The organism is Cellulomonas sp. P5_C5, from assembly GCF_054049655.1.
Genome location: NZ_JBFULY010000025.1, coordinates 58,782 through 71,205, shown reverse-complemented (window position 1 = coordinate 71,205; position 12,424 = coordinate 58,782). Strand labels below are relative to the sequence as shown.

At 71.8% G+C, this 12,424-nt stretch carries 8 protein-coding genes; 7 read left to right on the top strand and 1 reads right to left on the bottom strand.

All coding sequences use genetic code 11. The features are described 5' to 3' along the window. The first annotated feature begins 21 nt into the window (after positions 1-21). The 7 genes from trpC to pyk all read left to right on the top strand — a co-directional run bounded on the left by trpC (position 22) and on the right by pyk (position 11,545). On the top strand, positions 22-834 hold the full coding sequence (gene trpC, locus ACXJKF_RS17360; protein WP_456788966.1) for an indole-3-glycerol phosphate synthase TrpC: 813 nt from the start codon (positions 22-24) through the stop codon (positions 832-834). Continuing rightward, entirely contained in the window at positions 831-2,147 is a 1,317-nt protein-coding gene (gene trpB / locus ACXJKF_RS17355; RefSeq protein ID WP_456788965.1) for a tryptophan synthase subunit beta, read from the top strand. The genes trpC and trpB overlap by 4 nt, the downstream gene beginning before the upstream one ends. Continuing rightward, positions 2,144-2,956: a tryptophan synthase subunit alpha gene (gene trpA / locus ACXJKF_RS17350; protein WP_456788964.1), complete on the top strand. Its 813-nt coding sequence runs from the start codon at positions 2,144-2,146 to the stop codon at positions 2,954-2,956. The genes trpB and trpA overlap by 4 nt, the downstream gene beginning before the upstream one ends. After that, positions 2,953-3,834, top strand: coding sequence for a prolipoprotein diacylglyceryl transferase (gene lgt, locus ACXJKF_RS17345; protein WP_456788963.1), 882 nt, complete (start codon positions 2,953-2,955; stop codon positions 3,832-3,834). Before trpA ends, lgt begins: the two co-directional genes overlap by 4 nt. A 153-nt stretch (positions 3,835-3,987) precedes the next feature. After that, positions 3,988-8,553, top strand: coding sequence for a glutamate synthase large subunit (gltB, locus tag ACXJKF_RS17340; protein ID WP_456788962.1), 4,566 nt, complete (start codon positions 3,988-3,990; stop codon positions 8,551-8,553). Continuing rightward, positions 8,546-10,012 (top strand): glutamate synthase subunit beta, encoded by a 1,467-nt coding sequence (locus ACXJKF_RS17335; RefSeq protein ID WP_456788961.1) that lies wholly within the window; start codon positions 8,546-8,548, stop codon positions 10,010-10,012. Before gltB ends, ACXJKF_RS17335 begins: the two co-directional genes overlap by 8 nt. A 96-nt stretch (positions 10,013-10,108) precedes the next feature. Next, positions 10,109-11,545, top strand: coding sequence for a pyruvate kinase (gene pyk, locus ACXJKF_RS17330; protein WP_456788960.1), 1,437 nt, complete (start codon positions 10,109-10,111; stop codon positions 11,543-11,545). A gap of 76 nt (positions 11,546-11,621) precedes the next feature. On the opposite strand, the gene ACXJKF_RS17325 is transcribed toward pyk, so the two are convergent. After that, positions 11,622-12,311 carry a hypothetical protein gene (locus ACXJKF_RS17325; RefSeq protein ID WP_456788959.1) on the bottom strand — a complete coding sequence of 230 codons (690 nt, stop codon included), beginning with the start codon at positions 12,309-12,311 and terminating at the stop codon, positions 11,622-11,624. Between the last annotated feature and the right edge of the window lie 113 nt (positions 12,312-12,424).

The window sequence follows — 12,424 nt, the reverse complement described above, 5'->3', positions numbered from 1 at the left end:
GGGGGAGAAGGTGAGTTCTCGATGACCGTGCTGGACGACATCGTCGCGGGAGTCAGGCAGGACCTCGCCGTCCGGGAGCAGGCCACGCCGCTCGCGACGGTGAAGGAGCGGGCCCGCCGCCGAGAGTCCGCGATCGAGTGCGTGGGTCGCCTGCGCGCCGAGGACGCGGTCCGCGTGATCGCCGAGGTGAAGCGCTCGAGCCCGAGCAAGGGTGCGCTCGCCACCATCAAGGACCCCGCCGCCCTCGCGGCCGAGTACGAGAAGGGCGGCGCCGCCGTCATCTCGGTGCTCACCGAGGAGCGCCGGTTCCACGGCTCGCTGGCCGATCTCGACGCCGTCCGCGCCCGGGTGGACATCCCGGTGCTGCGCAAGGACTTCGTCGTCACGCCGTACCAGGTGTGGGAGGCCCGTGCGCACGGCGCCGACCTCGTGCTCCTCATCGTCGCCGCCCTCGAGCAGACCGTGCTCGAGTCCCTGGTCGAGCGCGTGCACTCCCTGGGCATGACCGCCCTCGTCGAGGTGCACGACGCCGAGGAGGTCTCCCGGGCCGCTGACGCCGGCGCCCGCGTGATCGGCGTCAACGCCCGCGACCTGCGCTCGCTCGAGGTGGACCGCACCACGTTCGCGCGGGTGGCGCCGTCCATCCCGTCGCACATCGTCAAGATCGCCGAGTCCGGCGTCCGCGGACCGCACGACGTCATGGACTATGCCCGTGCCGGTGCCGACGCGGTGCTCGTCGGCGAGGCGCTGGTCACGGACGACGCCCCGCGCGAGTCGGTCGCCGACCTCGTGGCAGCTGGTGCGCACCCGTCTCTGCGGGCGGTGCGGCAGTGACCGGTCGCCCGACCGTCGAGGCCCTCTCGGAGAAGCTGCTCGAGGCCACGGCGGGTGGACCGCTGTCCACCCACGCCGGGCCGTACTTCGGTGAGTTCGGCGGCCGGTTCGTGCCCGAGGCGCTGATCGCGGCGCTCGACGAGCTGGACACGGAGTACCACAAGGCGTTGACGGACCCGGCGTTCGGGCGGGAGCTGGCGCGCCTGCACCGCACCTACACCGGCCGTCCGAGCCCTCTGACCGAGGTGCCGCGGTTCGCCCAGCACGTCGCGCCGGGTGTGCGGGTGTTCCTCAAGCGCGAGGACCTCAACCACACGGGCTCGCACAAGATCAACAACGTGCTGGGACAGGCTCTGCTGGTCAAGCGCATGGGCAAGACGCGGGTGATCGCGGAGACGGGCGCCGGTCAGCACGGCGTGGCGACCGCGACCGCTGCTGCGCTGCTCGACCTCGAGTGCGTCGTGTACATGGGCGAGGAGGACACGCGCCGGCAGGCGCTCAACGTCGCCCGGATGCGGCTGCTCGGTGCCGAGGTCATCCCCGTGACCATCGGCACGCGGACGCTCAAGGACGCGATCAACGAGGCGCTGCGCGACTGGGTGGCCAACGTCGACTCGACGCACTACCTGCTCGGCACCGTCACGGGACCGCACCCGTTCCCCGAGATGGTGCGCGACTTCCACAAGATCATCGGCGAGGAGGCGAAGGCGCAGCTCCTCGAGGAGATCGGGCGGCTGCCCGACGCCGTCGCCGCGTGCGTGGGCGGCGGGTCCAACGCGATGGGCATCTTCAACGCGTTCCTCGACGACCCGGGCGTCCGGCTCTTCGGCTTCGAGGCGGGCGGCGCGGGGATCTCCTCGGGCCGGCACGCCGCACGGTTCTCGGGCGGCGAGCCCGGGGTGCTGCACGGCGCCAAGTCGTACCTGCTGCAGGACGAGGACGGGCAGACGCTGCCCAGCCACTCCGTGTCGGCAGGTCTGGACTACCCGAGCGTCGGTCCGGAGCACGCCTGGCTGCACGACATCGGCCGCGCGGACTACCGGCCGGTGACGGACGACGAGGCGATGGAGGCCTTCCGCCTCCTGTGCCGGACCGAGGGGATCATCCCGGCCATCGAGTCCGCGCACGCCCTGGCAGGGGCGATCCAGCTGGGCGCTGAGCTGTCGGGCTGGACCGGCGACGACGGCCACGAGCCGGTGCTGCTGATCAACCTGTCGGGACGCGGGGACAAGGACGTGGCCACGGCTGCGGCGTGGTTCGACCTGATCGAGGACGAGCCCGTGGTGCTGGCCGACCAAGGAGAACAGCTGTGAGTGCTGGAGTGGCTATCCGGTCCCAGGTGGCGGAGCACCTCGACGCCCTCGGGCGCTCGGCGCTCATCGGCTACCTGCCCGTGGGCTACCCGACCGTCGACGGGTCCGTCGAGGCCGTCCGGACGATGATCGACGCCGGTGCGGACATCGTCGAGCTGGGGGTGCCGTACAGCGACCCCGTCATGGACGGCCCCACCGTGCAGCGCGCGGTCGACGCGGCGCTGGCCGGCGGGACGCGGGTGGGCGACACGATCCGCGCGGTCGAGCAGGTCGCCGGTCGCGGTGCGCCCATCCTCGTCATGACCTACTGGAACCTGGTGCTGCGCTACGGCGTCGACGCGTTCGCGCGGGACCTCGCCGCGGCCGGCGGCGCCGGCCTCATCACGCCCGACCTCATCCCGGACGAGGCGGCGGACTGGATCGCCGCCTCGGACGCGCACGGACTGGACCGCGTGTTCCTCGTCGCGCCCAGCTCGACGCCCGAACGGCTCGCCTCTACCGCGGCTGCCTCCCGGGGGTTCGTCTACGCGGCGTCCACGATGGGCGTGACGGGTGAGCGCGCGACGGTCGGCTCCAAGGCGGAGGAGCTCGTCGCGCACACCCGCGCGGCCGGTGCCGAGCGGGTGTGCGTCGGTCTGGGCGTGTCCCGCCCTGAGCAGGCCGCGGAGATCGCGGGCTACGCCGACGGCGTGATCGTCGGCTCGGCTCTCGTGCGCACGCTGCTGGACGCGGCCGACGACGCGGCGGGGCGGGGGGCGCTGGCCCGCCTGACGGCCGACCTCGCCGAGGGCGTCCGGAGCGCGCGGTGAGCGGTCTGCTGCCGCTGGCGATCCCGAGCCCGCCGACCGGCGTCTGGCACCTCGGCCCCTTCCCGCTGCGCGCGTACGCGTTCGCGATCCTGCTCGGCATCGTCGCCGCCCTCTGGCTGACGCGGCGCCGGTGGGTCGAGCGCGGCGGCGAGCCCGACACGACGCTCGAGATCGCCTTCTGGGCCGTGCCGTTCGGCATCGTCGGCGGCCGGATCTACCACGTGATCACGTCGCCGGACGCGTACTTCGGCGTCGGGGGAGACCCCATCCGGGCCCTCTACATCTGGGAGGGCGGCCTCGGCATCTGGGGGGCGGTCGCGTTCGGCGGGGTCGGCGCCTGGATCGGCTGCCGCCGGCAGGGCGTCCGGCTCGCTCCCTGGGCGGACGCGCTGGCCCCCGGGCTCCTCGTCGCCCAGGCGATCGGCCGGCTCGGGAACTGGTTCAACCAGGAGCTGTTCGGCAGCCCCACCACGCTGCCCTGGGGGCTGCGCATCGACGCGGCCCACATGCCGGTCGGGGACGCCGCGGGCACGCTCTACCACCCGACGTTCCTCTACGAGATGGTCTGGAACCTCGCGGGTGCCGCGCTGCTGATCTGGCTCGACCGCAAGCTCCAGCTCGGCTACGGGCGCGTGTTCCTGCTCTACGTCGTGATCTACACGAGCGGCCGGCTCTGGATCGAGATGCTCCGCATCGACCCGGCGCACGAGTTCCTGGGCCTGCGGATCAACGTCTGGACGTCGATCATCGTGGGCGTCGGAGCGCTGGTAGCGTTCGTGGTGGTCGGGCGCCGGCACCCAGGACGTGACACGACCCTCCTGCTGGCACCCCCGACCGTGCAGGACGACGAGGAGATCGCGACCGATCCCGCCCGCTGACCCGCGGGCGAGCGGTCACCCTGCTCCGCACGACGATGCGGGCGGTCCATCCACCGCGCTGTATCGTCACCACACCTGGGCCGACGACGTCCCGCGTTCCCCCCTTGTTCGTGCAATTCCCCGACCCTGTCGGGGACCGTGAGGACGGTGCAGATGTCGACGTCGCCCGCGAGCCCTGGCGCAGTACGCGCGCCGCTGCCGCAGGGTCTCTACGACCCCGCTGCCGAGCACGACGCGTGCGGATTCGCCTTCGTCGCGACGCTGCGCGGCACCCCCGGCCGGGACATCGTCGACGCGGGCCTGACCGCGCTGCTCAACCTGGACCACCGCGGCGCCGTCGGCGCCGAGGAGGACAGCGGCGACGGTGCGGGCATCCTGACGCAGATCCCCGACGCGTTCCTGCGTGACGTCGTCGACGCCGAGCTCCCGCCGGCCGGTTTCTACGCGATCGGCATGGCGTTCCTGCCGGTCGACGAGGCGGAGCAGCGCGTCGCCGTGGCGGCGCTGGAGTCCATCGCCGCCGAGGAGAAGCTCGACGTGCTCGCGTGGCGTGAGGTCGTGGTGACCGCGGACCTCGTCGGTCCGACGGCACGCGCGTCCATGCCCGTCTTCCGCCAGCTCGTCGTGGCGGACCCGTCGCGCGAGCTGTCGGGCATCGACCTGGACCGGCGTGCCTACCGGCTGCGCAAGCGCGCGGAGCGGGAGCACGGCCTGTACTTCGCATCGTTGTCGGCGCGGACCATCGCCTACAAGGGCATGCTCACCACCGGGCAGCTCGAGCCGTTCTTCGCCGACCTGTCGGACCCGCGGTACGCCTCCGAGATCGCGCTGGTGCACTCGCGCTTCTCCACCAACACGTTCCCGTCGTGGCCCCTCGCGCAGCCGTTCCGGATGATCGCGCACAACGGCGAGATCAACACCGTGCGGGGCAACCGCAACTGGATGGCCGCCCGCGAGGGCACGCTGGCCAGCGACGAGCTGGGCGACCTGGCGCCGCTGCTGCCGGTCTGTACGCCGGGCGGCTCGGACTCCGGCAGCTTCGACGAGGTGCTCGAGCTGCTGCACCTGTCGGGCCGGACGCTGCCGCACGCGGTCATGATGATGATCCCGGAGGCGTGGGAGAACCACGCCCAGATGGATGCGTCGCGCCGCGCGTTCTACGAGTACCACTCCACGCTCATGGAGCCGTGGGACGGCCCGGCGGCGATCACGTTCACCGACGGCACCCTGATCGGGTCCGTGCAGGACCGCAACGGGCTGCGTCCCGGCCGGTACTGGGTGACCGAGGACGGGCTGGTCGTCTGCGCGTCCGAGGCCGGCGTGCTCGACATCGACCCCGCGACGATCGTCGCGAAGGGGCGTCTCGAGCCCGGCCGCATGTTCCTGGTGGACACCGGCAAGGGCCGGATCATCGACGACCAGGAGATCAAGTCCTCCCTGGCGGCGCAGCGTCCGTACGCCGAGTGGGTGCGCGACAACTCCGTGTTCCTGCAGCAGCTGCCCGAGCGCGAGCACGTCGCGCACTCCGCCGCCTCGGTGCGTCGCCGGCAGCGCGCGTTCGGGTACACCGAGGAGGAGCTGAAGATCCTGCTCAGCCCCATGGCCGCCGCGGGTGCGGAGCCGCTGGGTGCGATGGGCTCGGACACGCCGGTCGCGGTCCTCTCGACCCGGCCGCGGATGCTCTTCGACTACTTCACGCAGATGTTCGCGCAGGTGACCAACCCGCCGCTGGACGCCATCCGCGAGGAGCTGGTGACCGCGATCGGCGGGGCCATCGGCCCGGAGCCCAACCTGCTCGAGGACGGCCCGGGGCACGCCCGCAAGCTGATCCTGCCGTTCCCGGTGATCGACAACGACCAGCTGGCCAAGATCGTGCACGTCGCCAAGTCGCCGTCGCTCGGCTACCGGTCGACCATCATCCGCGGGCTCTACAAGGTCAGCGGCGGGGGAGAGGCTCTCGAGGCGCGTCTCGAGGAGATCTTCGCGGAGGTCGACGCTGCCGTGGCGGACGGGACCAGCTTCCTGGTCCTGTCGGACCGGCACTCGGACGCGGACCTGGCGCCGATCCCGTCGCTGCTGCTGCTGAGCGCGGTGCACCACCACACGCTGCGCCGGCACACGCGCACGCAGATCTCGCTCGTCGTCGAGGCCGGTGACGTCCGTGAGGTGCACCATGTCGCGCTGCTGATCGGCTACGGCGCCGCGGCGGTCAACCCGTACCTCGCGATGGAGACCGTCGAGGACCTCGCCCGGGCGGGCTACCTCACGGGCGTGGGCCCCGAGAAGGCCGTCGCCAACCTCATCAAGGCGCTCGGCAAGGGCGTGCTCAAGGTCATGTCGAAGATGGGCATCTCCACGATCGCGTCCTACCGCGGCGCGCAGGTGTTCGAGGCCATCGGGCTCTCGCAGCCGCTCGTCGACAAGTACTTCACGGGCACCACGAGCCGTCTGGGCGGCATCGGCCTGGACGTCATCGCGGCCGAGGTCGCAGCACGTCACGCGGACGCCTATCCGGCGAGCGGCAACCGGCAGGCGCACCTGCGGCTGGCGGTCGGCGGCGAGTACCAGTGGCGTCGCGACGGCGAGGACCACCTGTTCGACCCCGAGACGGTGTTCCGGCTGCAGCACTCCACGCGCACGCGGCAGTTCGACGTCTTCCAGCAGTACACGTCGCGGGTCGATGAGCAGTCGTCGCGCCTGATGACGCTGCGCGGCCTGCTGGCCTTCAAGGAGGGCGAGCGCCCGCCCGTCCCGCTCGACGAGGTCGAGCCGGTCAGCGAGATCGTCAAGCGGTTCAACACCGGCGCGATGTCGTACGGCTCGATCTCCATGGAGGCGCACGAGACGCTCGCGATCGCCATGAACAGCATCGGCGGGAAGTCGAACACCGGTGAGGGCGGCGAGGACCCGGAGCGGCTGCACGACCCGGAGCGCCGGTCGGCGATCAAGCAGATCGCGTCCGGGCGGTTCGGCGTGACCAGCGAGTACCTGACCAACGCCGACGACATCCAGATCAAGCTCGCCCAGGGCGCCAAGCCCGGCGAGGGTGGCCAGCTGCCCGGCAACAAGGTCTACCCGTGGATCGGTCGCACCCGGCACTCGACGCCCGGTGTGGGGCTCATCTCGCCGCCGCCGCACCACGACATCTACTCCATCGAGGACCTGGCGCAGCTGATCCACGACGCCAAGAACGCGAACCCGCAGGCGCGGATCCACACGAAGCTCGTCAGCGAGTTCGGCGTGGGGACCATCGCGGCGGGTGTGGCCAAGGCGCACTCCGACGTCGTGCTCATCTCGGGTCACGACGGCGGCACCGGGGCGAGCCCGCTGACGTCGCTCAAGCACGCCGGCACCCCGTGGGAGATCGGCCTGGCGGAGACGCAGCAGACCCTGGTGCTGAACAACCTGCGCGACCGCGTGGTGGTGCAGGTGGACGGCCAGCTCAAGACCGGCCGTGACGTGGTGATCGGTGCGCTGCTGGGCGCCGAGGAGTTCGGCTTCGCCACCGCGCCGCTCGTCGTGTCGGGCTGCGTGATGATGCGCGTCTGCCACCTCGACACCTGCCCGGTGGGCGTCGCCACCCAGAACCCGGAGCTGCGCGCCCGCTTCACGGGCAAGCCCGAGTTCGTCGTGACGTTCATGGAGTTCATCGCGGAGGAGGTCCGGGCGCTGCTCGCGCAGCTGGGCTTCCGCACGCTGCTCGAGGCCGTCGGTCACGTCGAGCTGCTCGACACGCGCGCCGCGATCGACCACTGGAAGGCCGAGGGGCTCGACCTCGGGCCGGTGCTCGCCGTCCCGTCGCCGGTCGCCGGCACGGAGCTGCACCACACCAAGAACCAGGACCACGGCCTCGACCGCGCGCTCGACAACCGGCTCATCGCGCTGGCCGGGGACGCCCTCGAGCGCAGCGAGCCGGTCCGGATCGACCTGCCGGTGCGCAACGTCAACCGGACCGTCGGCACGATGCTCGGCCACGAGGTGACCAAGCGGTTCGGCGGCGTCGGGCTGCCGGACGACACCATCGACGTCACGCTCACGGGCTCGGCGGGACAGTCCTTCGGCGCGTTCCTGCCGCGGGGCGTCACGCTGCGGCTGTTCGGGGACGCCAACGACTACGTCGGCAAGGGGCTGTCCGGCGGGCGCATCGTCGTGCGCCCCGACCGCAACGCCGCGCTGTCCAGCGAGCACAACGTGGTGGCCGGCAACGTCATCGGCTACGGCGCGACCACCGGGCAGATCTTCCTGCGCGGCCTCGTCGGTGAGAGGTTCGGCGTCCGGAACTCCGGCGCCACGCTGGTCGTCGAGGGCGTGGGCGACCACGGGTGCGAGTACATGACCGGTGGGACCGTCCTGGTGCTCGGCCGGACCGGCCGCAACTTCGGTGCCGGCATGTCGGGCGGCACGGCGTACGTGCTGGACCTGGTGCCCGCCCTGGTGAACATCGACGCCGTGCGGACGAACGAGCTCGCGCTCGACCCGCTCGACGACGAGGACGCCGCCGTCGTGCAGACGCTCCTGCGCGCGCACCACGACGAGACCGGCTCGCCGGTCGCCGCCCAGCTGCTCGAGGACTTCCCCTCGACCCGGGCGCGGTTCACGCGCCTGCTGCCCACCGAGTACGCCCGCGTCCGTCGTGCGCTCGCGCAGGCCGAGGCCGACGGCCTCGACCCCGCCGCGCCCGGCGTGTGGGACCAGATCCTGGAGGTGGCCCGTGGCTGACCCCCGCGGCTTCCTGAAGGTGCGGGACCGTGAGCTCCCGCCCAACCGCCCCGTCGAGGTCCGCCTGCGGGACTGGAAGGACGTCCACGAGCACCGGCAGGACGGCCAGCCGTACCTCAAGGAGCAGGCGGGCCGCTGCATGGACTGCGGCATCCCGTTCTGCCACAACGGCTGCCCGCTCGGGAACCTCATCCCCGAGTGGAACGACCTGGTGTGGCGCGGCCAGTGGTCCGACGCGATCGACCGGCTGCACGCGACCAACAACTTCCCGGAGTTCACGGGTCGCATCTGCCCGGCGCCGTGCGAGTCGAGCTGCGTGCTGGGCATCAACCAGCCCGCCGTGACGATCAAGAACGTCGAGGTCTCGATCATCGACGAGGCGTTCGAGCGTGGCTACGTGACCCCGCAGGTCCCGCAGCGGCTCACCGGCCACACGGTCGCCGTCGTCGGCTCCGGCCCGGCCGGCCTGGCCGCCGCCCAGCAGCTCACGCGGGCGGGGCACACGGTCGCGGTGTACGAGCGCGACGACGCCATCGGCGGCCTGCTGCGGTACGGCGTGCCGGACTTCAAGCTGGAGAAGGTCCACATCGACCGCCGCCTGGCGCAGATGGAGGGCGAGGGCACGCGGTTCCGGCCCGGCGTCGAGGTCGGTCGGGACGTCACGTGGCCGCAGCTGCAGGCGCGCTACGACGCGATCGTGATCGCCACCGGTGCGACCGTGCCCCGCGAGCTGCGGGTGCCCGGCAAGGAGCTGGGCGGCGTGCACGTCGCCATGGAGTTCCTGCACCAGGCCAACGCGGTCGCCGCGGGCAAGCCCGTCGCTGACCAGATCACGGCCACCGGCAAGCACGTCATCATCATCGGCGGCGGAGACACCGGCTCGGACTGCCTCGGCACCGCGCTCCGGCAGGGGGCGGCGTCCGTGACGACGCTCGCCATCGGCAAGCGCCCGCCCCTGGACCGCCCCGAGCACCAGCCGTGGCCGACCGACCCGATCCTGTTCGAGGTGTCGTCGTCGCACGCCGAGGGTGGCGACCGCGACTACCTCGCCTCGACGGTCGAGTTCGTCGGTGACGAGTCCGGCACGGTGCGCGCGCTGACGCTGGCCACGACCGAGTACCTGTCCGACGGCCGCCGCGTGCCCACGCCGGGCACGGAGCGCGAGATCCCGGCGGACCTGGTCCTGGTGGCGATGGGCTTCACCGGCCCCGAGGTGGACCCGCTCACGGAGCAGATCGGCATCGAGCTGACCTCCCGTGGGCTCGTCGCACGCACCGACGACTACGCGACGACCGTCCCCGGCGTGTTCGTCGCGGGCGACGCCGGCCGCGGGCAGTCGCTCATCGTGTGGGCCATCGCCGAGGGTCGCGCCGCGGCCGCGGCGGTCGACACGTACCTCTCGGGCAGCACGGAGCTGCCGGCCCCCGTCACCGCCAGCACCGTGGCGCTGCGCCCCTGAACCCCTCCTGACCGAGGTCTCCTACCGTCGGGCCACGGTGGTCGGACGGGACCTTCGGTCCGTCCTTGAATTCAACGGAAGGCATAGGCTCGTTTCATGCGTAGAGCAAAGATCGTCTGCACCATCGGCCCCGCGACGGAGTCCGCGGAGCAGATCCAGGCCCTCGTCGACGCCGGGATGGACGTGGCACGGCTCAACCGCAGCCACGGCGACACCGAGGTCCACAAGCGCGTGTACGACAACGTCCGCGCTGCCGCGAAGGCGTCCGGGCGGTCCGTCGCCGTCCTCGTCGACCTCCAGGGCCCGAAGATCCGGCTCGGCCGGTTCGCCGCCGGCAAGCACGACCTCGCCGTCGGTGACGTCTTCACGATCACCACGGAGGACGTCGAGGGCACCAAGGAGCTCGTCTCGACGACCCACAAGGGTCTGCCGAACGACGCGCGCGTGGGCGACCCCATCCTCATCGACGACGGCAAGGTCCTGGTCCGCGTGACCGCCGTCGAGGGCCCCCGCGTGGTGACCCGTGTCGAGGTGCCGGGTCCGGTCTCCAACAACAAGGGTCTCAACCTGCCAGGCGTGGCCGTCTCGGTGCCTGCGATGAGCGACAAGGACGAGGAGGACCTGCGCTGGGCCCTCACCGTCGGCGCCGACATCATCGCCCTGTCGTTCGTGCGCTCCGCCGCCGACTACGACGACGTGCGCCGGATCATGGAGGAGGAGAACCGGATCGTCCCGGTCATCGCCAAGATCGAGAAGCCGCAGGCCGTCGAGAACCTCGCCGAGATCATCGCGGCGTTCGACGGCATCATGGTCGCCCGCGGGGACCTGGGCGTCGAGCTCCCGCTCGAGCAGGTCCCGGTGGTGCAGAAGCGCGCCGTCGAGCTGGCCCGCCGCAACGCCAAGCCGGTGATCGTGGCGACGCAGGTGCTCGAGTCCATGACGACCAACCCGCGGCCGACGCGCGCCGAGACGTCGGACTGCGCGAACGCCGTGCTCGACGGTGCCGACGCGGTCATGCTCTCGGGCGAGACGAGCGTGGGCGACTACCCGATCGAGACCGTGCGCACCATGGCGCGGATCATCGAGGTGACCGAGGAGCTGGGCCGCGAGCGGATCGCGCCCCTCGGCTCGACGCCGCACACCCGCGGCGGTGCCATCACCCGGGCAGCCGCGGAGATCGGCGAGACGCTCGGCGTCAAGTACCTGGTGACGTTCACGCAGTCGGGCGACTCGGCGCGGCGCATGTCGCGACTGCGCTCGGCGATCCCGCTGCTGGCGTTCACGCCCGTCGACGACGTGCGCAACGTCCTGTCGCTCAGCTGGGGCGTCCAGACGTATCGCGTCCCGTCGGTCGAGAACACCGACGCGATGGTGAACCAGGTGGACTCGACGCTGCGGGCCAACGGGCTGGCGGAGGTCGGCGACTACGTCGTCGTCGTCGCCGGTGCGCCGGTGGGCGTGGTCGGCTCGACCAACTCGATCGTCGTGCACAAGATCGGTGACGAGGAGAACGCGAACGGGCGCGTCGCCTGACGCCTCCTCGTTCGTCGCACGACCCGTTCGGCCCCGCACCCTGTGCGCGGGGCCGAACGGCGTCTCAGGGCAGCTCTCAGACCTGGATCGGGAAGGTCACCAGGACCGCCACGGTGGTGAGCAGGACGACGCCGCCGATCGCGATCATCGCGGTGCGCTTGCGGGGGGAGCCCAGCTTGGAGCCGATGCCGGAGAAGAAGAGCACCGACGCGCACAGGACGGTGGCCAGCACGTAGCTGTCCTTGCGCTCGATGGCGAGCCGGGCCAGGGCTGCGGACCGCTCGGACGCCTTGTCGAGCCTGACCGACTCGGTGGTCGAGGCCAGCACGTACTCGTCCATCGCGAACGGGCTGGGCGGTGCGTCGGGGTCGGTCAGCGGGTCCTCGGCCAGCCAGGCGTGCACGGCGGGCTGGAACTCGGGCCGGAACCGCTGGAACAGGAAGCCGGAGTACTGCTCCGGGTCGGGGACGTACGGCTCGGGCAGCAGCGCGTCGCCCTCGTCGTGCAGGGCCGCGAGCCAGTCCGTGAAGAGCAGCACGTCGATGGTCGTCTGCTGGCCCGCGAGGGTCGCGGCCTGGTTGGACTCGGCGCGCTCACGGGAGGCGGCGCTGTAGGCGATGGCCTGGACGCCACCCCACTGGCTGCTCTGGAACGCGGACCAGGCGGTCAGCACGGTCGCGACGGCCAGCAGGACCGTCGCGATCAGGTCGAGGTGGCGATACCAGCCGGACTCGGAGACCCCTGCAGGCTCAGCCGTCTCGTTCACTGCCCACCCCCTCGGTCTCGGGCAGCGTAGCGCCGTAGCGGCGAACGGGCTGGTAGTGGTACCTCTGGGGTCCAGTCGTCCGGGCACGGAGGGCATGTGCAGATGGGGAGCGG